This is a genomic window from Streptomyces altiplanensis (assembly GCF_053591575.1).
The window spans coordinates 58,385-80,180 of the sequence record NZ_JBSFUB010000015.1 but is presented as its reverse complement, the minus strand read 5'-3'; the positions used below and the strand labels follow the sequence as shown (position 1 = coordinate 80,180).

The window sequence follows — 21,796 nt, the reverse complement described above, 5'->3', positions numbered from 1 at the left end:
TCCTGAGGATGGAGGGGCGGCCGGAGGGAGGCGGGCTCGTACGGGTCAGCTGGTGCGGCCCTTGGAGTCGAACTCCTTCATCCGGTCGAGGACGCCGTCCGCGGTCGGGGCGAGCATCTCGTCGACGATCCGGCCGTCCGCCAGGAAGATCACGCGGTCCGCGTACGACGCGGCCGTCGGGTCGTGCGTCACCATGACGACGGTCTGGCCCAGCTCGCGCACGGAGTTGCGCAGGAAGCCGAGCACCTCGGCGCCCGAGCGCGAGTCCAGGTTTCCGGTCGGCTCGTCGCCGAAGACGATCTCCGGCCTGCTCGCCAGGGCGCGGGCCACGGCGACGCGCTGCTGCTGGCCGCCGGAGAGCTCGGTGGGGCGGTGGCTGAGCCGGCCGGCCAGACCGACCATGCCGATGACCGTGTCCAGCCACTCCTTGTCGGGCTTGCGGCCCGCGATGTCCATCGGCAGCGTGATGTTCTCGGCGGCGGTGAGCGTCGGCAGCAGGTTGAACGCCTGGAAGATGAAGCCGATCTTGTCCCGGCGCAACTGCGTGAGCTGCTTGTCCTTGAGGGTGCCCAGCTCGGTCTCGCCGATCCGGACGGAGCCGGAGCTGAAGGAGTCGAGGCCGGCGACGCAGTGCATCAGCGTCGACTTGCCGGACCCGGACGGACCCATGATCGCGGTGAACTCACCCTGCCGGAAGTCCACGGTGACCCGGTCCAGGGCGACCACCTGGGTCTCGCCCTGTCCGTAGACCTTCGAGAGCTCCGTGGCGCGTGCGGCCACCGCGGTGGTGCGGCGGGCGGTGGCGGTGGGGGTGGTGGTCACGAGAGGGCACTCCTGTCGGGGACGTTTGGGGGACTCGTCCATCGTCCCGTCCGTCCGGCGCCCGCGGATCAGCCCTCGTACCCGTTCTCGCGGCCCTCTTGAGTCGCATCGCCGGGCCCGCCCGTCCTCCTTTGGTATGACGCCGTCCCCTAGAGCGGGCAAGGGTGCGGGCGGGGTGCGGGCCGGGGACCGGGCAGTCGAGTTTCCGCCTTTCCCGTCCGCGGTCCCCCGGGCCCGCCCACCGCGTCGGGCATGTGCCGACGGCCCGTTACGCAGACTGACGCACTCTCAGGCGCCCATAAAATAAGACAACATCGGCCAGGAGTTCCGCTGTCCGGGGGAACCGTCCGGATAGGCTCTGACCCGCGAATTGCGGAGCCGCGCACCTTGCCCGGATGGTGGAATGCAGACACGGCGAGCTTAAACCTCGCTGCCCCTCGGGGCGTGCCGGTTCGAGTCCGGCTCCGGGCACGTCACGGTCTCAGAAAGATCCTCCCCTGGCACTAGGGTGTTCCTTTTGCTTTCCCATTACTCTTGAGTCAAGGCCACGCAGGGTGGCCATGGAGGAGTGAGATGAGGAGCAGCAACCCGGTCTTCTCGCGACGGGGCTTCAGCCGCGACAACGGCACCGCGGGCTTCAACGCGGCACCGCAGGCCGGGGGCCCCGCCGTCGGTACGGCGCAGGGCAACCCGTACGCCCAGGGCGCCCCCGCGAACCCGTACGCGACGAACCCCTACGCGACGAACCCCTACGCCCAGCAGGACACGCAGTACGGCGCCCCGCAGGCTCCCGTACGCGGCAACGTCATGACGATGGACGACGTCGTCGCGCGGACGGGCATCACGCTCGGCCTCGTGATCGCCGGCGCCACCGTCGCGTGGGTGATGAACCTCGGCATCGGCCTGGCCGTCGGCGCCGCTCTCGTGGCGATGGTGCTCGGGCTGGTCCAGTCCTTCAAGCGCAAGCCCGTCCCGGCGCTGATCCTGGCGTACGCGGCCTTCGAAGGCATCTTCCTCGGCGCCCTCAGCAACCTGGTGAACACGTGGGTGTCGCCGGGTGCGCCGATGCAGGCGGTGCTGGGCACGATGGCGGTCTTCGTCACCATGCTCGTCCTGTACAAGACCCGGATCATCCGGGTCACCCAGCGCTTCACGCGCTACCTGATGATCGCCGCGATCAGCTTCATGGTCCTGACCGCTGTGAACCTGCTGTTCATGGTGTTCGGCGGCGGTGACGGCCTCGGCTTCCGCAGCGGCGGCATGGGCATCCTCTTCGGTGTCGTCGGTGTGCTGCTCGGTGCCTTCTTCCTCGCCCTGGACTTCAAGCAGGTCGAGGACGGGGTCGCCTACGGCGCTCCGCGCGAGGAGTCCTGGATGGCGGCCTTCGGCCTCACCATGACCCTGGTGTGGATCTACCTGGAGATGCTGCGACTGGTCTCCATCCTCAGCGGCGACGACTAGTCGCCCCCCCGGCGGCCCGAGAGCCGCCGGGAACCGCTGAGAACTGAGGAAGGGCCCGCCCGGCATTCGCCCGGCGGGCCCTTCCGCATGTGCGCTCAGGCCCGGCCGCTAGAGCAGTCGCCGGGCGGCGCGCCTCAGATCGTGCTCGTGGATGATCGCTTTGGCGTGACCGTAGGCGAGATCGTGTTCGCTCCGGAGCCAGCTCACCTTCTCGTCGAAGCGCAGGAGGGCGGGGCCGTCGTCCACGGTGCGGAGCCAGTCGGAGACTTCACGACCGGTGCAGTGGGGGATGCGGGACAGCAGGTTGCGGTGGGTCTCTTCGGAGAAGACTTGGGACATTCGGCGCCTCCGGACGCTTCGCGCGAGTGCTCCTTCACGTCACCGTGCCTGAGTGTCCGCCCGTTGGCAACAGCCCCGGGGAGGCGCGTAGGGTCGCGGCGTGCTCGATACAACGCCCCTGACGGCCGCCGTGGACCGATTCGCCGACCGGCTGCGCGCCGCCCCGCAGAGCCGCCTCCAGCGCGGCGCGGCCGCCGAAGGACTCGCTCTGGCCAGGGAGTTGGCCCTGCGGGCGCAGCGGATCGAGGAGCCGGGGCAAGAACTGCGGATCATGCCGGACGCGGGCGCGTTCGCGGTGGCCGACCAGCTCACGGTGGCCGGTCATGACCTGGCGTGCGCGCTGGAACGGGAAACGGCCCCGTCCGCCCGGGCCGGGCTGGACGAGGCCGTGAGTCTGGTGAGAGCCGCCGCGTCGCGGGCGCAGGTCTGACCGGACGGCCGGTCAGACGGACGCGATGACGCGGTCGGCGAGGATGTAGACGCTCTCCTCGCCGCAGGAGAAGGTCAGCGCGTACGCGCCGGAGATCCCGGAGCCGCCCAGCAGGACCGGGGACTCGCCGGCGCGCAGCGACTCGGCGAGGCGCTCGGCGGTCTCGCGGTGGCCGGGGGTCATGCAGAGCGTCGTACCGTCCGTGAAGACGTAGACGTCGAGGGTGCCGAGCGGTCCCGGGCGTACGTCGGCGAGCGCGGTACGGGCGGCCGCGAGCTCTTCCAGGCGGGCCACGGTGCGCTCGTGGTCGGCCACGGCCGGCGCCTGGACCGGCACGAAGTCCGGGTGCGAGGGGTGGCGGCGGCGGGCGGCGGCCAGCTCGGGGGAGTCCTCGGGGAACGCGTCGGCCGGCTCCAGGTCGTCCAGCCCGTCGATGCCCTCGATGCCGTCGGCACAGCCGAGGGGATCGTCGGCGCCGGCCCTGTCGGCCCTGTCGAGGGATTCGAGCGCCTCGTACGCGTCGAACGACTCCAGGCCCGTGAAGTCCGCCTGGCGCGGGACGAAGAACGGGGGCGTCTCGTCGCCCAGGCCGGGCAGGCCGCCCAGCAGCGACGGGGCGTCGGCGGCGTCGCGGGCCTCCTGCGCGGCCCAGAAGGCACGCGCCTCGGCGAGCTCGCGCTCGCGCTCCTCCGCGAGGGCCTCGGCCACTGCCGTCCGTATCCCGTCGGCCTCCGCGGAACGGGGCTGCTGGGGGACGGCGGCCCCGGAGCGGCCGAACGCGGCGGCCGCTGTCAGCTCGGTACGCAGAGCGGTGACCTGCCTGCGCAGTCCGTGGACTGCGTGCAGGGCAGCGGCACCCACAGCCGTGGCGACGGCCGTGGTCAGCAGCAGGGCAAGAGGCATGGCGCTCACTGACTTACTCCCGGTTTCATCGATCCCCCGACTTCCTACATCAGCTTGAGGTGAGTGCGCGCCGCCTGTCAGTGCATTACGTCACGAATTGGACAGATCTTTCTGGCGGTCATCCAGCCCGCAACCGTCCTTGACCTGGGGATATGCCTCTCCCCCAGGAGATAGATCACATCCTGGGGGAGATTGGGTTACGAACCGGGTGCGGCCAGCGCCCCGGACGGGGTCAGCTGAGGCGCTCGATGACCATGGCCATGCCCTGGCCGCCGCCCACGCACATCGTCTCCAGGCCGAACTGCTTGTCGTGGAACTGGAGGCTGTTGATCAGCGTGCCGGTGATGCGGGCGCCGGTCATGCCGAAGGGGTGGCCGACGGCGATGGCGCCGCCGTTGACGTTGAGCTTGTCCAGGTCCAGGCCGAGGTCCTGGTAGGACGGGATGACCTGGGCGGCGAAGGCCTCGTTGATCTCGGCGAGGTCGATGTCGCCGATGGTCAGCCCGGCGCGCTTGAGCGCCTGCCTGCTGGCCTCGACCGGGCCGTACCCCATGATCTCGGGCGAGAGGCCGGAGACGCCGGTCGAGACGATCCGGGCCAGCGGGGTCAGGCCCAGCTCGCGGGCCTTGGTGTCGCTCATGATCACGAGGGCCGCGGCGCCGTCGTTGAGCGGGCAGCAGTTGCCGGCCGTGACGCGGCCGTCGGGGCGGAAGACGGGCTTCAGGCCCTGGACGCCTTCGAGGGTGACACCGGCGCGCGGGCCGTCGTCCTGCGACACGACGGTCCCGTCGGGGGTCGTGACCGGGGTGATCTCGCGCTCCCAGAAGCCGTTCTTGATGGCCTGCTCGGCGAGGTTCTGCGACCGTACGCCGAACTCGTCCATCTCGGCGCGGCTGACGCCCTTGAGGCGGGCGAGGTTCTCGGCGGTCTGGCCCATGGCGATGTACGCGTCCGGGACGAGGCCGTCCTCGCGCGGGTCGTGCCAGTCGGCGCCCTCGCTCTGCGCGACGGCGACGGTACGGGCCTCCGCGTCCGCGAAGAGCGGGTTGTGGGTGTCGGGCATGCCGTCGGAACTGCCCTTGACGGAGCGGGACACCATCTCGACACCGGCGGAGATGAAGACGTCGCCCTCGCCCGCCTTGATGGCGTGCAGCGCCATGCGGGAGGTCTGGAGCGAGGAGGAGCAGTACCGGGTGACGGTGCAGCCCGGCAGGTGGTCCATGCCCATCTGCACGGCGACGATGCGGCCCAGGTTGTGTCCCTGCTCGCCGCCGGGGAGGCCGCAGCCGAGCATGAGGTCGTCGATGTCGCGGGGGTCGAGCTCGGGCACCTTGGCGAGGGCGGCCTGCACGATGGTGGCGGTCAGGTCGTCGGGCCGCAGGTCCTTCAGCGAGCCCTTGAAGGCGCGGCCGATGGGCGAACGGGCGGTGGAAACGATCACGGCTTCGGGCACGACGGCTCCATGAGGGCGAGAAGGGCGATTGGGCACGGCTGAGTGGGAAGTTACCCGTACGTACGGCTGTGGTCACCGACCTGGTGATGTGATGCGGGCCTCTTTTCTAAGCGTCCGCTCAGTCGGTGGGTTTCCTTCCCCGCCCCGCCCCTTCCCGAAACTGACGGAGGGCGGGCCCGGGCCCGTCCGGCGACCGGGGGGCCGGGTCCGGGGCCGAGCCCCCGCGGGCGGCGCGGCCGCGCCTGTCACAGCGCGCGGCGGGGCTCCGGCTGGTGGGCCGGTTCCGCCGGGGCGGGAAGGCGCCGGCGGCGGCGGTGCTTGAGGAGGGCCCAGGGGGCCCGGGCGGCCGTGACCTCCGTACCGGCGGCCGACGCCGCCTCCGCCGCCGCCTTGGCGACCGGCAGGATGTCCTCGTCGCGCGAGGCGTCCAGGCGGTCCGACTCCGGCCACAGCCCGAGCGCCGCGCACAGCGTGGGCAGTACGGCCATCGCCGCGGTCGCGTAGCCCTCCGCCGAGGGGTGGTAGTTGTCCGGGCCGAACAGCTCGCGGGGGTTCGCGAGGAACTCGGGACCCAGCAGGTCGCCCAGCGACACCGTGCGGCCGCCCTGCTCCACCGTGCCGATCGTCTGCGCCGCCGCGAGCTGCCGCGACACGCGCCGGGCCAGCCACCGCAGCGGCTGGTAGACCGGCTCGATCGTGCCCAGGTCGGGGCAGGTGCCGACGACCACCTCCGCCCCCGCCGTACGCAGGCGCCGTACCGCCGAAGCGAGGTGGCGCACCGACTGCGTGGGCGGCATGCGGTGCGTGACGTCGTTCGCGCCGACCATGATCACGCAGACGTCCGGCTGCCGCTCCCGGTCCGCCAGCACCACCGTGACCTGGCGCTCCAGGTCGTCGGACTGCGCCCCGGGCTGCGCGGCGTTGTGGAGCGCGACCGGGCGTTCCGCCACCGCCGCGAGACCGGACGCGAGCAGCGCCCCCGGTGTCTGCCCGGCCCGGCGCACGCCCTGACCGGCCGCCGTCGAGTCGCCGAGCATGGCGAGCCGCAGCGGGGGATCCATGGGGTACCCGGCCAGGGGCATGCCGTAGAGCCCGTCCGCCAGGGGCGGCACCGGAGCCCGGCCGCCGCCCACCGACCGCTTGGCCAGCTGAACCTCGGCGAGGAAGATCCCCACCGCCGCCGCGCCGACCAGACCGATCCCGCCCCCGCCGTACGCCGCGCCGGCGGCGATCCGCCGTGCCACCCTTGCCCTCGACACAGTCGCAGCCACCTCCTCGAAGCCTCCCGCACACTTGCTTACTGCCCGGTAGTGGGCGCTTTTCAATCGCGCTCGGAGGTGAACGCGCCGTCGTCCGCCCCTTACGCTGGGCTGCACCATCACGGAGACCCCGGAGAAAATCGTGCAATTCCACGACTCGATGATCACCCTCGTCGGCAACACCCCGCTCGTGAGGCTGGGCAGCGTGACGGCCGGCATCCAGGCGACGGTCCTGGCCAAGGTCGAGTACTTCAACCCCGGCGGGTCCGTGAAAGACCGGATCGCCCTGCGCATGATCGAGGCGGCCGAGGAGAGCGGCGCCCTCAAGCCCGGCGGCACGATCGTCGAGCCGACGTCCGGCAACACCGGTGTCGGCCTCGCCATCGTGGCCCAGCAGAAGGGCTACAAGTGCATCTTCGTCTGCCCGGACAAGGTGTCCACGGACAAGATCAACGTGCTGCGCGCGTACGGCGCCGAGGTCGTCGTGTGCCCCACGGCCGTCGACCCCGAGCACCCCGACTCGTACTACAACGTCTCCGACCGGCTGGTCGCCGAGACGCCGGGCGCCTGGAAGCCCGACCAGTACAGCAACCCGAACAACCCGCGCTCGCACTACGAGACCACCGGTCCCGAACTGTGGACGCAGACGGACGGGAAGATCACCCACTTCGTCGCGGGCGTCGGCACCGGCGGCACGATCACCGGGACCGGCCGCTACCTGAAGGAGGTCAGCGGCGGCAAGGTCAAGGTCGTCGGCGCGGACCCGGAGGGCTCGGTGTACTCCGGCGGCTCGGGGCGGCCGTACCTCGTCGAGGGCGTCGGTGAGGACTTCTGGCCGTCGGCGTACGACCGGACCGTCACCGACGAGATCGTCGCGGTGTCCGACAAGGACTCGTTCCAGATGACGCGGCGCCTCGCCAAGGAGGAGGGGCTGCTGGTCGGCGGCTCCTGCGGCATGGCGGTGGTCGGCGCGCTGCGGGTGGCCGAGCGGCTCGGCCCCGACGACGTCGTGGTCGTCCTGCTGCCGGACAGCGGCCGCGGCTACCTCAGCAAGATCTTCAACGACGAGTGGATGGCGGACTACGGCTTCCTGGAGGAGTCGGGTCCGTCCGCGAGCGTCGGCGACGTCCTGCGGCACAAGGAGGGCGCGATCCCGAAGCTGGTGCACATGCACCCGGAGGAGACCGTCGGCGAGGCGATCGAGGTGCTCCGCGAGTACGGCGTCTCGCAGATGCCGATCGTGAAGCCGGGCGCGGGCCACCCGGACGTCATGGCCGCCGAGGTCATCGGCTCGGTCGTCGAACGCGAGCTGCTGAACGCCCTGTTCGCGCAGCGCGCGTCGCTGAACGACCCGCTGGACAAGCACATGAGCCCGCCGCTGCCGCAGGTCGGCTCGGGCGAGCCGGTGGAGGACCTGATGGCGGTGCTGGGCGGCAAGGGGCAGCACGACGCGGCCATCGTGCTGGTCGAGGGGAAGCCGACGGGTGTGGTGAGCCGGCAGGACCTGCTGGCCTTCCTGGCGAAGCCGCAGGTGTAAGCCGCAGCCGCAGTCGTGACCGCGGCTTTCCGGAGGGACGGGAGGCCGCGGTTCGCGAAAGTGGTACGAGCGCGACATGTGCGCGCAGCACCGGCTTAACACGCCTCGGGCACAGTGGTCGTTGTCGGCGTCAAGGACAACCGGAGCGGCTCCCGGACCTCCACGGACGCCTGGACGCGAGACCGGCCCTGAACCCGGTCCGTGTCCCTCGCGGGGACCGCCGTCGTCCCGCCCTCCGGGCAACCGGGGGTGCGGCGGTCCCCGCGACACTCACTCCTCCCAGTCGGACCTCTCGCGGTTCCCGCGCAGCCGGGGCAGGCCGCGCGCCGCGTGGACCGCGTTGACGCCGACGATGCCCAGCCAGGCCACCACCAGGCCCTTGAAGTCCGCGTTCGCGACGGCGATCGCCGACAGCGGGACAGCGAGGACCAGCGAGACCGCGCCGAAACCGAACCGCTCGCCGAAGCCCGGCCCGCCGCGCGGCGGCTCGGCGGCGCCCCGGGCGGTGGTCATCCGCTGCTCGGCGAGCCGGCGCCGGACGCGGCGGTCGACCGTACTGTCGAGGCGCTGCTCGACCTTCTCCAGGAACGACTCGACGAGCGCGGACTCGTAGTCCTCACCCAGCTCCCTGCGGGCACGCAAGGTGGCGTCGAGTTCCTTCTTCAGCTCAGGATCGCGGGCTTCCATGGTGGCAACGCTACGGAGCGGGGCGGCCCGGCACAGTGGGGTTAACCCCCCTCTCCCTCGATTTCCCCCGGCCCCCCGCTCCACGCCGCCGATGCCGCGCAGGTGAGTCATCCGGCACCCGCACATCCGATGAGTTGGCGGATTATGGTCAAGGATTACTGAACTATTGCCTCAACTGACCCTCTCCTTCTAAGTTCGGCTCGCCAGTCGTCCGAGCTCTAGGAGTGGATCCATGTCGCGGAAGTACGCCCGGAGGTCGGACCTCGCCACAGCGGCCGGGCTGACCGCAGTTCCGGCCTCGGCCGCGACCGGCGGGGCCGCCGGGGCCGCCGAGGGGTCCGGGCCCGGCTCCGTCCCCACCCTCCTCTGGTACGACGAGCCCGCCACCAGCTGGGAGCGCGAAGCACTGCCCCTCGGCAACGGCGCCCTGGGCGCCAAGGTCTTCGGCGGTGTGGCGCGGGAGCAGGTGCAGCTCAACGAGAAGTCCCTGTGGACCGGTGGCCCCGGCAGCGCGGAGGGTTACGACCACGGCGACTGGCCGAAGCCGCGGCCCGGGGCCCTCGCCGACGTGCAGAGGGCCATCGACGAGAAGGGGGCGATGGACCCCGAGGAGGTGGCCCGGCGGCTCGGCAATCCGGCGTACGCGACCGCCGGCAGGATCCCCGGCTTCGGCGACTACCAGGACTTCGGCGACCTCTTCCTCGACTTCCCCGGCGCTGCGGCCCCGCTCACCGGCTACCGCCGCAGCCTCGACATCGCCGACGCCGTCGCCACCGTCTCGTACGGCGACGGGGAGACCCGCTTCACCCGCGAGTACTTCGCCAGCCACCCCGACGGCGTCGTCGCCGGGCGGATCTCCGCCGACCGGCCCGGAAAGGTCTCCTTCACGCTGAGTTTCAGGAGCGCGCAGGACCGGACCTCGGTGACGGCGAAGGACGGCCGGCTGCTCGTCCGCGGCGCGCTCGCCGACAACGGGCTGACGTACGAGGGGCAGGTGCGGGTCCTCACCACCGGCGGGAAGCGGACCGACGGCGACGACGGGCGGATCACCGTCACCGGCGCGGACAGCGCCACGTTCGTGTTCTGCGCCGGGACGGACTACGCCGCCACCCCTCCCGACCACCGGGGCGAGGACCCGCACGCCCGCGTCTCGGTCACCGTCGACCGGGCCGCGGAGCGGACCTACGACGAGCTGCGGCGGGCCCATGTGGCCGACCACCGGGCGCTGTTCGACCGGGTGCGGCTGGACATCGGACAGCGCGCGGCCCCCGGCGTGCCGACCGACGAGCTGCTCGGCTCCTACACGGGCGGCGCGTCACCCGCCGACCGCGCGCTGGAAGCGCTGTTCTTCGCGTACGGGCGGTACCTGCTCATCGCGTCCTCGCGGCCCGGGTCGCTCCCCGCCAACCTCCAGGGGGTGTGGAACGACTCCAGCACGCCGCCCTGGAACGCGGACTACCACACCAACATCAACATCCAGATGAACTACTGGCCGGCCGAACCGGCGAACCTCGCGGAGACCGCCCGGCCGTACCACGAGTTCATCGACGGCCTGCGGGCGCCGGGACGCAGGACCGCCCGGACGATGTTCGGCACGGAAGGCTGGGTGGTGCACCAGAACACCAACCCGTTCGGCCACACCGGCGTGCACGACTGGCCCACCTCCTTCTGGATGCCGGAGGCCAACGGCTGGCTGGTCCAGCAGCTGTACGAGCACTACCTCTTCGGCCGGGACGAGGACTTCCTGCGGGAGACGGCCTATCCCGCGATGAAGGAAGCGGCCCGGTTCTGGCTGGCGAACCTGCACACCGACCCGCGCGACGGCAAGCTGGTCGTGTCGCCCGGTTACTCGCCCGAGCACGGCGACTTCACGGCCGGGGCCTCCATCTCCCAGCAGATCGTGCACGACCTGCTCACGAACACCGCCGAGGCGAGTGAAGTCCTGGGCGTCGACGCCGGGTTCCGCGCGGAGGTCACGGAAGCGCTCGACGCCCTCGACCCCGGACTGCGCATCGGCTCGTGGGGCCAGCTCCAGGAGTGGAAGGCCGACCTCGACAGCCGCACCAACACCCACCGGCACGTCTCGCACCTCTTCGCGCTGCACCCGGGACGTCAGATCGAGGCCGGTTCGGCGTACGCCGACGCGGCGCGCGTCTCGCTCACGGCGCGCGGGGACGGCGGCACCGGCTGGTCGAAGGCATGGAAGATCAACTTCTGGGCGCGGCTGCGCGACGGCGACCACGCCGCCAGGATGCTCGCCGAACAGCTGAAATCCTCCACCCTGCCGAACCTCTGGGACACCCACCCGCCGTTCCAGATCGACGGCAACTTCGGGGCCACGGCCGGCATCGCGGAGATGCTGCTCCAGAGCCACGGGCGCGACGCGGACGCAGGCGCCGTCATCGACGTGCTGCCCGCGCTGCCCTCCGTCTGGGCCGCGCGCGGGTCGTACGACGGCCTGCGCGCCCGCGGCGACTTCACCGTCGGCGTGGACTGGCGGCGGGGCGCGGCCACGGAGATCCGGATCACCTCGGGCAGCGGGGTGACCGCGAAGCTGCGCGGTCCGCTCTTCGCGGGCACGTTCCGTGTCGTACGGGGGAACGGGAGGCCCGCCGGCCACACGGTGGAGGACGGGGTGCTGACCCTGCCCACCCGGGCCGGCGAGCACTACCGGATCCTCGCCCGGGCCGCGGTGGCCCGGCCGGCCGGCTGACGGGGGTCATCCCGCCCGGACCGGCTCCGCTCCCGGCTCCGTCTCCGGCTCCGGCGGTACGAGAGTCCGGTCCGGGACGTGGGACGTGTCGCGCCGCGCCAGCAGCCAGTACAGCAACGCCGGTACGGCCAGGCCCACCACCCAGGAGATGTCCGCGCCGCCCAGCGGGGCGACCAGCGGGCCGGTGTAGAAGTGCGTGACCAGGAAGGGGAGCTGGACGAGGATGCCCACGCCGTACACCGTCAGGGCGTCCCAGCGCCACGCGCCGTAGCGGCCGCCCGGGTCGGACAGGGCCGGGATGTCGTAGCGCTCGCGCGAGATCAGGTAGTAGTCGACCAGGTTGATCGCCGACCACGGGGTGAAGAACGTCAGCAGGAAGAGCAGGAAGTCCTTGAACGACGTCAGGAAGGAGTCCTTGCCGAGGAGCGCCACCGCCGTGCCCGCCACCATGATCGCGGCGATGTAGAGGGCCCGGCCGCGCGGCGAGAGCGTCTTCTGGCCCCGGAAGCCGCTGATGCTGGTCACCATCGACATGAAACCGCCGTACGTGTTGAGCACGTTGACGGTCAGTTTGCCGAGCGCGATCACGAAGTAGAGGAACGAGGCGACCAGGCCGGTGCCGCCGAGCGCCACGACGTAACTCACCTGGCCCGTCAGGAACGCGTCCCCCGCCGTCGCCGCGACCAGCACGCCGAACGTCATCGACCACTGCGACCCCAGCGCCGACCCGCCGAGCGTCCACCAGAAGGTGGCCCGGCCGCTCGTCGTGCGCGGGAGGTAGCGGGAGTAGTCGGCCACGTACGGGCCGAACGCCAGCTGCCAGGACGCGGAGAGGGAGATCGCCAGCAGGAACACGGGGAGGTCGAACGCGGCACGCTCCGACAGCACCGCGCCCAGGTCCACACGCTCCAGCAGGCGCACGCCCAGGTACACGAACGCCACCGCGCAGACGACGCTCGCCACCCGGCCCAGGGCGTGGATGACGCGGTAGCCGACGGCCGCCGTCACGGCGGTGACGGCCGCGAAGATCACGATGCCCGTCGTGTCGCCGAGGCGGGTCAGCTCACCGACCGCCTGGCCCGCCAGGACGCTGCCGCTGGCGAAGAAGCCGACGTACATGACGATGACCAGCAGGAGCGGGACCACCGCGCCCCTGACGCCGAACTGGGCGCGGGACTGGATCATCTGGGGCAGGCCGAGCTTCGGGCCCTGCGCCGAGTGCAGGGCCATCACCGCGCCGCCGAGCAGGTTGCCCACCAGCAGGCCGACGACCGACCAGAGGGCGCCGCCGCCGAAGACGACCGCGAGCGCGCCGGTGACGACGGCGGTGATCTGGAGGTTCGCGCCCAGCCACAGGGTGAACTGGGAGAAGGCGGTGCCGTGCCGTTCGCTGTCCGGTACGACGTCGATCGAGCGGCGCTCGACCAGGGACTCGGCCATGGCGGGGATCTCCTTACTTGGTGAGGCGGTGGGCGGCCGCCCAGGCGTTCGCGACGTCCTCCGGGTCCTTCTTGTCCTTGTCGACCCGGCGGTTGAGCTCCGTCAGGTCCTCGGTCGTCAGCGCGTTGCCGAGACGGGCCAGTGCCTTGCGTACGGCCGAGTCCGCCTTGCGGTCGGCGATCAGCGGCACGACGTGCTGGCCGGGGATGAGGTTCCTGGGGTCGGTGAGGACGACCCAGCCCTCGGCGAGGATGTCGGTGTCGGTGGTGAAGAGGTTCGCCACGTCCACGTCGCCCTTCCTGAGCGCGCCCTTGACCAGCGGGCCCGAGGAGTCCAGGGACTTGAACTCCTTGAACTCCACGCCGTACTCGTCCTTCAGGCCGACCGCCCCGACCGTGCGCTTCTTCACCTCGGGGGCCGCGCCGATGACGAGCTTCCCGTTGTGCCGGGCCAGGTCGGCGAGGGACTTCAGGCCGTACTTCCCGGCGGTCTCACGGGTGACGGCGAAGGCGTCGGAGTCCTCCGCCCTGCCGTAGGGGAGGATCTGGAGGCCCTTGGGGAGCGCGACGGCGAGGGCGTTCTGCATCTCGCCCTCCTCCGTCGCCTCCGCCTTCGGGGCGAGGTAGTGCAGGAGCGCGCCCTGGTACTCGGGGAGCAGGTCGATGTCGCCGCCCCTGAGGGCGGGGATGAGGATCTCGCGGGTGCCGAGGTTGGGGCGGACCGTGGTCCTGATGTCGGCGGCGCCGAGCACGGCGGCGTACAAGTGGCCCAGGATCTGGTTCTCGGTGAAGTTGGCGGTGCCGATGGTGATGCCGTCGGCGCTGGAGCCGCCTCCGGTACCGGTGCCGGCGCCGCCCTCGCCTTCGAGGGAGGTGATGCCGCCGCTGCACGCGGCGAGGGCGGGCACGGTGGCGGCGGCGAACAGGCCGCCGAGCAGGGTCCTGCGGTTCATGGGGGGATCTCCTCAGTGGGTGCTGCTCAGTGCGTGCTGCTCAGTGGGCGGCGGTGCCGGAGCGGCGGCGGTGCCGGAAAAGAGCGCGCTGGAGTCCGGCGAGCGCCAGGTCGAGCACGACGGCGATGACGGCGACCAGCACCGCGCCGCCCAGCACCTGCACGAGGTCGCGCTGGGCGAGGCCGTCGAAGACGTACCGGCCCAGGCCGCCGAAGCTGACGTACGCCGCGATGGTGGCCGTGGCCACGACCTGGATGAGGGCCAGGCGCAGCCCGGTCATGATCAGGGGCAGCGCGAGCGGCAGTTCGACCTGGAGGAGGACCTGGTGGGCGCGCATGCCCTGGCCGCGCGCCGCGTCCTTCACGTCCGGGTCGACGGCGGTCATGCCCGCGTACGTGTTGGTGACGACGGCGGGCACCGCGAGGGCGACCAGCGCGACGTACACCGGGGTCATGGACAGGCCGCTGGCCAGGAAGACCAGCACGACCAGGCCGACGGTGGGCAGTGCCCGCCCGAACGAGGACAGGTTGATCGCGAGGAAGGCGCCGCGCCCGGTGTGGCCGATGAGCAGGCCGACGGGGAGGGCGATCGCGGCGGCGACGAGGGTGGCGATCAGTGAGTACTGGAGGTGCTCGGCGAGGCGGTGCGCGATGCCGTCGGGGCCCGCCCACTGCTCGCCGCTGGTCAGCCAGGTGCCGAGGTCGGAGAGGAGTTCGTACATCAGGCGGGCCCTCGTTTCGCGTGCGGCTGCCGGGTCCAGGGGGTGAGCACGTACTGGACCGCGACCAGCAGCGCGTCCGCGACCAGCGCGAGCAGGAGCGTGAGCACGACGCCGGTGATCACGGGGGTGGGGAAGTTGCGCTGGAAGCCGTCGGTGAAGAGCTGGCCGAGTCCGCCGTCTCCGATGTACGTGGCGACGCTGACGAGGGAGATGGACATCACGGTCGCGATGCGCACACCCGCCATGATCACCGGGAGCGCGAGCGGCAGCTCGACGGTGAGCAGGGTGCGCAGGGGACGGGTGCCCATCGCCCTGGACGCCTCGCGGACCCTGACGGGTACGGAGTCCAGGCCCTCGACGGTGTTACGGAGCAGCACGACCAGGGTGTAGACGGTCAGGCCGACGACGGTCGTGGTGCGGGTGAGGCCGGTCACCGGGAGCAGCAGCACGAAGACCGCGATGGACGGGATCGTGAAGAGGACGTTGGACAGGCCGAGGAGCAGCCCGCGCAGGGGCCGGACGCGGTGGGCGACGACGGCCAGGGGCAGCGAGATCAGCAGGCCGAGGGCGACGGCGGTCAGGGCGGCCTGGAGGTGGGAGACGGTGAGGGTGGCGAGATCGCTCGCGTGGCCGGATATCCACGCCCACTCGACGGTCATGCGGCACGCCCGGCGGGGGCGGTGGCGAGGGCGTGGGCCGCGCCCGCCCGGGTGTGGATCTCCTCGCGGGAGGTCACCCCGGTCAGGACGCCGGCCGCGTCCACCCGTGCGACCAGGCCGCTGGGCGACGCCACCGACTCGTTGAGCGCCGACAGGAGGGAGTCCGCGTCGGTCAGCGGCCGCACCGGCACCAGCGGGGCCTCGCCCGCCGTGCCGGCCCTCGGGGCGGTGGCCGCTTCGAGCCAGCCCAGCGGCTTGCCCTCGGGGGAGGTGACCAGGTGCCATCCGCCGCCCGCGTGGCCGGCCGGTTTCTCGTCGGCCCGTACGGTCGTCGCCCGCCGCTGCGGGACATCGGCCAGGGTGGTCAGCGAGAGCAGCTTCAGGCCGCGCTCGGCGCCGAGGAAGCCGGCGACGAAGGAATCGGCCGGCCGGGCCAGGAGCTCGGCGGGCGGGGCGCACTGGACGAGGTGGCCGCCGGTGCGGAAGACGGCGATGCGGTCGCCGAGCCGTACCGCTTCGTCGATGTCGTGCGTGACGAAGACGATGGTCTTGCTCAGCTCCTGCTGGAGGCGGAGCAGCTCGTCCTGGAGCTGCGTGCGCACCACGGGGTCGACCGCGCCGAACGGCTCGTCCATCAGCAGGACGGGCGGATCCGCCGCCAGCGCCCGCGCGACACCGACGCGCTGCTGCTGGCCGCCGGAGAGCTGGTGCGGGTAGCGCCGGCCGGCTTCGGCGGTGAGGCCGACGGTCTCCAGGAGCTCCGAGGCCCTGGCCCGCGCCTTCTTCCGCCCCCACCCCAGCAGCAGCGGGACGGTGGCGATGTTGTCCAGGACGGTGCGGTGCGGGAAGAGCCCCGACTGCTGGATGACGTAACCGATGCCGCGGCGCAGCTCGGCGGCGTCCGCTTCGAGGATGTCCCGGCCCGCGACCCGGATGGTGCCCGAGGTCGGCTCGACCATGCGGTTGATCATGCGGAGGGTGGTGGTCTTGCCGCATCCGGACGATCCGACCAGCACGGTGATGCCGCCTTCCGGCATCTCCAGGGTCAGGTCGTCGACGGCTGTCGTGCCGTTCGCGAAGCGCTTGTGCACTGCGTCAAATGTGATCATCGGTCATCCCTTGCCGGGGCTGCATATGGTCATGCAGAGTTCTGCGTGACTGAATAGATGTCAATGCTCTGCGGTAAATCGCTGGTGACGGCCGACCGGTGTGCGAGACGAGCTGTCCGGAAAAGGAGGGATTCACGAATGAAGTCGTCCCACATGGTGGTCGTCCTGGACGGGCAGAGCCTTCCCGTCGCCGACGTCGTGCGGCTCGCCCACGGCGCGGCGCGCCCGGTACCCGGCACCGAGGCGATGAAGCGCGTCGAGGAGTCCTGGCACGCCGCCCGTGAACTCGCCGCATCGGGTCGCGTCTACGGCCGCTCCACCGGAGTCGGCGCGAACCGCTCCGAGGCCGTGCCCACCGGAGCGGCCGCCGACCACGGCCTGCGCCTGCTGCGCAGCCATGCCGGTGCGATCGGCTCCACGCTGCCCGCCCGCGAGGTCCGCGCCATGCTCGCCGTCCGCGCCAACCAGCTGCTCGCGGGCGGTGCGGGCCTGCGCCCCACCGTCGTGAGCGCCCTGTGCGAGGCGCTGGAGTCGGGCGCCCACCCCGTCGTCAACGAGTACGGCTCGGTCGGTACGGGCGACATCGCCGCCCTCGCGCAGGTGGGCCTCGCCCTCGCCGGCGAGCAGCCCTGGCTCGGCGGTACGCCGCCCGGACCGCAGCCGCTGGACAACAACGACGCCCTCGCGATGATCAGCAGCAACGCGCTCACCCTCGGCCAGGCCGCGCTCGCCCTCGACGAGCTGCGCCGCCTCATAGCCGCCACCCAGGTGGTCGGCGCCCTCTCCCTCCTCGCGGTCGACGGCTCGTACGAGGCGTACGCCGAGCCGGTGCACGCGGCCCGCCCGCACCCCGGCTCGTACGCCGTCGCCACGGCCATGCGCCGGCTGCTCGGCGCCCCCGAGCGGCCCACGCCGCCGCTGGGCCGCATCCAGGACCCGTACGGCTTCCGCTGCCTGCCGCAGATCCACGGCCCGGCGCGGGACGCGGCGGACCTGCTGGAGCGCACCCTGGCCGTCGAGATCAACGCGGCCGCCGAGAACCCGCTGATCTGCCCCGACGACATGGCCGCGTACCACCACGGCGGCTTCTACATGGCCCAGCTCGCCCTGGCGCTCGACCACTTCAGGCTCGCCGTCACCCAGACCGCGCGCCTGTCCACCTCCCGGCTCTCCGCGCTCAACGAGCCCGCCCTCACCCGCCTGCGCCCCTTCCTCGCCGACGGCGAACCGGCCGGCTCGGGCGTGATGATCCTGGAGTACGCCGCCGGGGCCGCCCTCGGCGACCTGAGCGCCCTCTCCGCCCCCGCCTCGCTCGGCCACGCCGTGCTCTCCCGGGGCGTCGAGGAGCAGGCCAGTTTCGCCTCGCTCGCCGCCCGCCAGGCACTGCGCGCGAGCGACGCGTACCGTCATGTCGTCGGCTGCGAACTCGTCGCCGCCGTACGGGCGTTGCGCCAGCGCGACCTGCGCCCCGACCCGGCGCTCCCGGTCGGCCGCGCCTTCGCGCTCGCGGACGCCGCGCTCGACCCCGACCACGCGGACCGCCCGCTCACCGATGATGTGACTGCGGCGGCCGCGCTGCTCGACCAGTTCACGGACCTCTGAACCACCGACCTCCGAGGGGGATGGCATGAGCGACAGCCCTGCCGCACGACTGCAGCAGCTCTTCGACGGGCACCGGCTCACGCCGACCCAGCGGCGTATCGCGCACTGCATGGTGCGCAAGGCCGCCGACGTGCCGTTCCTGTCGAGCGTCGAGCTCGCCGAACTGGCCGGGGTCAGCCAGCCCTCCGTCACCCGCTTCGCGGTCGCGCTCGGCTTCGACGGCTATCCGGCGCTGCGCAAGCACCTGCGCGAGGTCGCGCCCGCCGAGTCCTCGCGGGGCGAGGACCACTACAACGAGTACCAGCAGGCCGTCCAGGCCGAGATCGAGAACCTCCAGCACCTCGCCGGGCTGCTCGCCGACCCCGGCCCCGTCGAGGAGGCGGGCCGGATCCTCGCCGCCTCCGGCCCGCTGCCCGTCCTCGGGCTGCGCGCCGCTTCCTCGCAGGCCCGCGGCTTCGCCTACTTCGCCGCGAAGGTCCATCCGGACGTACGGCTGCTCGACGAGGGCGGCACGATGCTCGCGGACCGCATCGACGGGGCCCGCCGGGCGGGCGCGAGCGCGCTGCTGTGCTTCGCGCTGCCGCGCCATCCGCGCGAGGTCGTGGACGCGCTGGCGTACGCGCGCGAACAGGGCCTGACGGTGGTGACGGTCGCCGACTCCGCCTTCGCGCCCGTGGCCGCCCACAGCGACCTGCTGATCCCGGCGGCGGTCGGCACGGGCCTCGCCTTCGACACGGCGTGCGCGCCGATGCTGCTGGGGCGGGTGCTGCTGGAGGCGATGTGCGACGGCCTGCCGGACGCGCAGGCACGGCTGGAGGAGTTCGACGCGAAGGCGGCGGCGCGGGGCCTGTTCGTCGAGTGACCGGCGGCCCCGGCCCCGCTCGCCGTGCCCTCCCGTGCCCTCCCGCACTTCTCCCGCGTTATCGGCGGTTTTTCAGACGGTGCTCAGAATCGGGCGTTACCCTCCCCGACTGGAAACAGTCGCAGCCGGCAAGGAGGGGCGGTCGTGGGACGCGGAGAACAGGCGCAGTCGTTGGCGCGGGTGGCGGTGGTCGTACGGGCCGGGGCGGCGCCGTTGTGGTGGCTCGGCCTGCTGGCCGCCGGGACCGGAGCGCTCGTACCCGGCCTGACCGGGCGCAGGGCCGGGCTCCTGGCGGGGGCCGCGCTCTTCGTGGCCGCGGCCGCGGCCACCGTGCTCGCGCGCAGGGGCCGGTACGCCGCCCTGGCCTCGGCGGCCACCCGCGCCGCCCGCCGCGACTTCCTCCAGGACCGGTCCGTGACGGCGCGGGCCTGGCGCCGCGGCCGTCGCTGGTGGCTGGCGGCCGCCTTCCTCGCCGCGGTGGGCACCGCGTTCGCCGTTCCGGGCGCGGGCGGACTGCTGATGGCGGGCGCGGGCGCCGGACTGTGGCTGAAGGCGGTGTGGATCGGCGCCAGGGAGCGCCGCGAGGAGACCCTGCTGTGGGTGCGTACCGACTGGCTCGGCGGCGGACCCGCCGGCAGGCGGATCGCGGCGTACCGCACCACCGGGATCGCGGCGGGCGACGCCGCGCCGGGCGGCGCGCGGCGCCGCCCGGCCCCCGCGGCGGTGGTCACACGTCGAGTTCGGCCTCGATCCTCCTGAGCTGGTGGCGGGCCATCGCGAGATTGGCCCGCGCCTTGTCCAGCGCCAGGTAGAGGAACAGGCCGTTCGCGCCGCGCCCCTTCAGGAGCCGGATCAGGTGGTACTGGCTGCCGAGGGTGATCAGGATGTCCTCGACCTCGTCCTTGAGGCCCAGGTGCTCCATGGTGCGCACCTTGGCGCGCACCACATCGGTGTTGCCCGCGGCGGCCACCGTCAGGTCGAGGTCCTTGCCGCCGCCGAGGGTGCCCAGCGCCATGCCGCTGGTGTAGTCGACCAGAGCGACACCCAGGGTGCCCTCGATGCCGGTCATCGCTTCCTTGAGCGCGGTTTCGGTGTTGGCCATGAGCGTCGCACTTCCTTTTCGTCCGGTGGTTCGTCCGGTGGTTCGTCCGGTGGTCCGTCCAGTGGTGTTCCTGGCTGCCGCTGTCGTGCGCCTGGTCGCGGTCATGCGTTCTCCCGGGCCCGGGCGCCGTCGAACAGCGCGCCGATGCGGACACTGGCCCGGCGTGCCTCCAGGTGGAGCCGGCCCACGTTGACGCGCGGTTCGGCGAGGAGCGTGAGGACGGCGGACGACCCCGCCGCGTAGGTGGCCACGTAGCCGTCGTCGCCGCGCACGAGCAGCTCGCGGAAGGCGCCCTGCCCGGTCGCGTCCGTCAGACGCACCGCGACGCCGAGCGCCGCCGCGGTGAGCGCCGCCACCCCCTCGGCCTCCACGGCCGGGGTGTCCTGGGCCAGTACGAGGCCGTCGACGCTCGCGGCCAGGGCTCCGGTCAGCTGGGGGACCCTCGCTCTCAACTGCCGCAGCTCGTCGAGGACTTCCGGTTCGGCCGCCATCAGCATTCTCCTTTCGGCGCGTTGTCTCAGGGCGCGCCTCATGACGCGGAGGCGGGGGCCGCGCCGACGGTCCGGGACATCACAGCTGTGCCTCCAGGGCGTCGCGGAGCCGGCGCAACAGGGCGGTGTCCGGGTCGTCGGTGGCCTGCAGGGCCCGCGCGACCCGGGCGGGCACGGGAGGCGGGGGCGCCGGGGTGTCGCGGGGCGTGGCGACCGCCCCCGCCGCCGCGAGCCTGCGTACGTCGATCAGCGTGTGGAAGGCCGGCCGGCCCAGGGCCCGGGCGATGTCCCCCGGGGTGCGTTCCCCGTCCACCAGGTCGAGGACGGCGCGCTGCCTGCGGGTGACCGGCCGCCCCGACGGCCCGCGGCGGCGTACGACGGGGGCGGTGTCGGTGTCCGGGTACGGCCAGAGCCGGTCCAGCAGCCGTCTGCGCCGCCGCGACTCCCGCTCGACCGCCGCGGCGGAGACCGGGCGTATGCGGCCCAGCCAGTGGGCCGCCCCGTAACGGAACCGCGTCGGGCCGCTGCCGGGGGCGAGGACGAAGAAGGCGGCGTCGAACAGCGCGCTCAGATGGCAGAGTTCCAGTTCGCCGCCGGCCAGCCGGCCGCTGTCGACGAGGAAGCGCCCGACCCGGCCGCGGGTGCCCGCCCGGTCGACGGCCTCCTGCCAGTCCTCGGCCGGCAGCCGCCCGGCCGAGGTCAGCAGTACGTCGATGCCGGGCGCCGCCGGGCTCTCGGCGTGCACGACCTGTCCCTCGTCGAGGTAGAGGGTCCCGTGGTCCCGCAGCAGGGCGCCGGTGGCGCGTTCGGCGGCCAGCCGCACGAGCATCGGGGACACGGTCGCGGCCCCGGCCGTGGTCCCGGTCATGCCAGGACCAGCTGCTCGGCGAGGCCGCGCAGGCGTAATCGGGCCAGGGCCAGATTGCCTTTCTCGCGGTCGAGCCACAGGTGCAGGAAGACGCTGCTGTCGAAGGCGGTCTCGACGAAACGCAGCAGGTGGTAGCCGCTCGGCGTGGTGATGATGACGTCCTCGACGGGAAGCCCCTGCGGGGAGAACGCCCGCTGCTCGGCGGCCATCCGGGCCAGTTCCGCGGTCTCCGCCGCGGTGGCCTCGTGGTCACCGTTCGGCGACTGCCCTTCCGTACCGAGCGCGAGCCCGCTCGTCCAGTCCACCAGGGAGGCTCCGAGGGCACCGGGCAGGGCCATCGCCGAGAGCAGACATTCGTCGATTCCGGGCATGCGGAACCCCCCTTC

At 72.5% G+C, this 21,796-nt stretch carries 22 protein-coding genes and 1 tRNA gene; 8 read left to right on the top strand and 15 right to left on the bottom strand.

Annotation, left to right across the window (positions count from 1 at the left end; all coding sequences use genetic code 11):
* Positions 1–45: 45 nt before the first annotated feature.
* Positions 46–822, bottom strand: coding sequence for an ABC transporter ATP-binding protein (locus ACWD0Y_RS10480; protein ID WP_450259968.1), 777 nt, complete (start codon positions 820–822; stop codon positions 46–48).
* Between the two features lie 389 nt (positions 823–1,211).
* Between ACWD0Y_RS10480 and ACWD0Y_RS10475 the strand changes: the two genes are divergently transcribed.
* Both ACWD0Y_RS10475 and ACWD0Y_RS10470 read left to right on the top strand, forming a co-directional pair.
* Positions 1,212–1,293, top strand: a tRNA-Leu gene (locus tag ACWD0Y_RS10475).
* A 102-nt stretch (positions 1,294–1,395) separates the two neighbouring features.
* Entirely contained in the window at positions 1,396–2,283 is an 888-nt protein-coding gene (locus tag ACWD0Y_RS10470; RefSeq protein ID WP_450259967.1) for a Bax inhibitor-1/YccA family protein, read from the top strand.
* 108 nt (positions 2,284–2,391) lie between these two features.
* On the opposite strand, the gene ACWD0Y_RS10465 is transcribed toward ACWD0Y_RS10470, so the two are convergent.
* Positions 2,392–2,622: a DUF4287 domain-containing protein gene (locus ACWD0Y_RS10465; RefSeq protein WP_093800537.1), complete on the bottom strand. Its 231-nt coding sequence runs from the start codon at positions 2,620–2,622 to the stop codon at positions 2,392–2,394.
* A 100-nt stretch (positions 2,623–2,722) separates the two neighbouring features.
* Here ACWD0Y_RS10465 and ACWD0Y_RS10460 point away from each other — a divergent pair, with 100 nt between their 5' ends.
* Entirely contained in the window at positions 2,723–3,052 is a 330-nt protein-coding gene (locus ACWD0Y_RS10460; RefSeq protein ID WP_450259966.1) for a hypothetical protein, read from the top strand.
* 12 nt (positions 3,053–3,064) lie between these two features.
* Here ACWD0Y_RS10460 and ACWD0Y_RS10455 read toward each other — a convergent pair whose 3' ends face one another.
* The 3 genes from ACWD0Y_RS10455 to ACWD0Y_RS10445 all read right to left on the bottom strand — a co-directional run bounded on the left by ACWD0Y_RS10455 (position 3,065) and on the right by ACWD0Y_RS10445 (position 6,652).
* Entirely contained in the window at positions 3,065–3,940 is an 876-nt protein-coding gene (locus ACWD0Y_RS10455) for a hypothetical protein (RefSeq protein WP_450260002.1), read from the bottom strand.
* Between the two features lie 247 nt (positions 3,941–4,187).
* On the bottom strand, positions 4,188–5,408 hold the full coding sequence (locus ACWD0Y_RS10450; RefSeq protein ID WP_450259965.1) for an acetyl-CoA C-acetyltransferase: 1,221 nt from the start codon (positions 5,406–5,408) through the stop codon (positions 4,188–4,190).
* A gap of 245 nt (positions 5,409–5,653) precedes the next feature.
* Positions 5,654–6,652: an SGNH/GDSL hydrolase family protein gene (locus ACWD0Y_RS10445; RefSeq protein WP_450260001.1), complete on the bottom strand. Its 999-nt coding sequence runs from the start codon at positions 6,650–6,652 to the stop codon at positions 5,654–5,656.
* A gap of 157 nt (positions 6,653–6,809) precedes the next feature.
* On the opposite strand from ACWD0Y_RS10445, the gene ACWD0Y_RS10440 reads away from it, so the two are divergent.
* Positions 6,810–8,204: a cystathionine beta-synthase gene (locus ACWD0Y_RS10440; RefSeq protein ID WP_450259964.1), complete on the top strand. Its 1,395-nt coding sequence runs from the start codon at positions 6,810–6,812 to the stop codon at positions 8,202–8,204.
* 270 nt (positions 8,205–8,474) lie between these two features.
* Here the strand turns inward: ACWD0Y_RS10440 and ACWD0Y_RS10435 are convergent, their stop codons facing one another.
* On the bottom strand, positions 8,475–8,891 hold the full coding sequence (locus tag ACWD0Y_RS10435; RefSeq protein ID WP_450259963.1) for a hypothetical protein: 417 nt from the start codon (positions 8,889–8,891) through the stop codon (positions 8,475–8,477).
* A gap of 232 nt (positions 8,892–9,123) precedes the next feature.
* On the opposite strand from ACWD0Y_RS10435, the gene ACWD0Y_RS10430 reads away from it, so the two are divergent.
* Positions 9,124–11,604, top strand: coding sequence for a glycoside hydrolase family 95 protein (locus tag ACWD0Y_RS10430; RefSeq protein WP_450259962.1), 2,481 nt, complete (start codon positions 9,124–9,126; stop codon positions 11,602–11,604).
* A 6-nt stretch (positions 11,605–11,610) separates the two neighbouring features.
* Here the strand turns inward: ACWD0Y_RS10430 and ACWD0Y_RS10425 are convergent, their stop codons facing one another.
* The 5 genes from ACWD0Y_RS10425 to ACWD0Y_RS10405 are packed head-to-tail and all read right to left on the bottom strand — an operon-like array spanning position 11,611 to position 16,485.
* A complete protein-coding gene (locus ACWD0Y_RS10425) occupies positions 11,611–13,044 on the bottom strand; it encodes a purine-cytosine permease family protein (protein ID WP_450259961.1) in 1,434 nt (477 codons plus the stop codon).
* Positions 13,045–13,057: 13 nt separating this feature from the next.
* On the bottom strand, positions 13,058–13,996 hold the full coding sequence (locus tag ACWD0Y_RS10420; protein WP_450259960.1) for an ABC transporter substrate-binding protein: 939 nt from the start codon (positions 13,994–13,996) through the stop codon (positions 13,058–13,060).
* Positions 13,997–14,036: 40 nt separating this feature from the next.
* Entirely contained in the window at positions 14,037–14,717 is a 681-nt protein-coding gene (locus ACWD0Y_RS10415; protein WP_450259959.1) for an ABC transporter permease, read from the bottom strand.
* A complete protein-coding gene (locus ACWD0Y_RS10410) occupies positions 14,717–15,376 on the bottom strand; it encodes an ABC transporter permease (RefSeq protein WP_450259958.1) in 660 nt (219 codons plus the stop codon). The genes ACWD0Y_RS10415 and ACWD0Y_RS10410 overlap by 1 nt, the downstream gene beginning before the upstream one ends.
* Positions 15,373–16,485 (bottom strand): ABC transporter ATP-binding protein, encoded by a 1,113-nt coding sequence (locus ACWD0Y_RS10405; RefSeq protein WP_450259957.1) that lies wholly within the window; start codon positions 16,483–16,485, stop codon positions 15,373–15,375. Before ACWD0Y_RS10405 ends, ACWD0Y_RS10410 begins: the two co-directional genes overlap by 4 nt.
* A gap of 138 nt (positions 16,486–16,623) precedes the next feature.
* Between ACWD0Y_RS10405 and ACWD0Y_RS10400 the strand changes: the two genes are divergently transcribed.
* From ACWD0Y_RS10400 to ACWD0Y_RS10390, 3 genes are all read left to right on the top strand, one after another.
* Positions 16,624–18,087 carry an aromatic amino acid ammonia-lyase gene (locus tag ACWD0Y_RS10400; protein WP_450259956.1) on the top strand — a complete coding sequence of 488 codons (1,464 nt, stop codon included), beginning with the start codon at positions 16,624–16,626 and terminating at the stop codon, positions 18,085–18,087.
* Positions 18,088–18,112: 25 nt separating this feature from the next.
* On the top strand, positions 18,113–18,949 hold the full coding sequence (locus tag ACWD0Y_RS10395) for a MurR/RpiR family transcriptional regulator (RefSeq protein ID WP_450259955.1): 837 nt from the start codon (positions 18,113–18,115) through the stop codon (positions 18,947–18,949).
* A gap of 144 nt (positions 18,950–19,093) precedes the next feature.
* Positions 19,094–19,708, top strand: a complete 615-nt coding sequence (locus ACWD0Y_RS10390; protein WP_450259954.1) for a hypothetical protein — start codon at positions 19,094–19,096, stop codon at positions 19,706–19,708.
* On the opposite strand, the gene ACWD0Y_RS10385 is transcribed toward ACWD0Y_RS10390, so the two are convergent.
* The 4 genes from ACWD0Y_RS10385 to ACWD0Y_RS10370 form a co-directional block, all read right to left on the bottom strand.
* Positions 19,677–20,051, bottom strand: coding sequence for a hypothetical protein (locus tag ACWD0Y_RS10385; protein WP_450259953.1), 375 nt, complete (start codon positions 20,049–20,051; stop codon positions 19,677–19,679). The genes ACWD0Y_RS10390 and ACWD0Y_RS10385 overlap by 32 nt on opposite strands.
* A gap of 101 nt (positions 20,052–20,152) precedes the next feature.
* Entirely contained in the window at positions 20,153–20,584 is a 432-nt protein-coding gene (locus tag ACWD0Y_RS10380; RefSeq protein ID WP_450259952.1) for a roadblock/LC7 domain-containing protein, read from the bottom strand.
* 37 nt (positions 20,585–20,621) lie between these two features.
* Positions 20,622–21,410: a transcriptional regulator gene (locus ACWD0Y_RS10375; RefSeq protein ID WP_450259951.1), complete on the bottom strand. Its 789-nt coding sequence runs from the start codon at positions 21,408–21,410 to the stop codon at positions 20,622–20,624.
* Complete coding sequence (locus ACWD0Y_RS10370) at positions 21,407–21,781, bottom strand: hypothetical protein (protein WP_450259950.1); 375 nt, start codon at positions 21,779–21,781, stop codon at positions 21,407–21,409. Before ACWD0Y_RS10370 ends, ACWD0Y_RS10375 begins: the two co-directional genes overlap by 4 nt.
* Between the last annotated feature and the right edge of the window lie 15 nt (positions 21,782–21,796).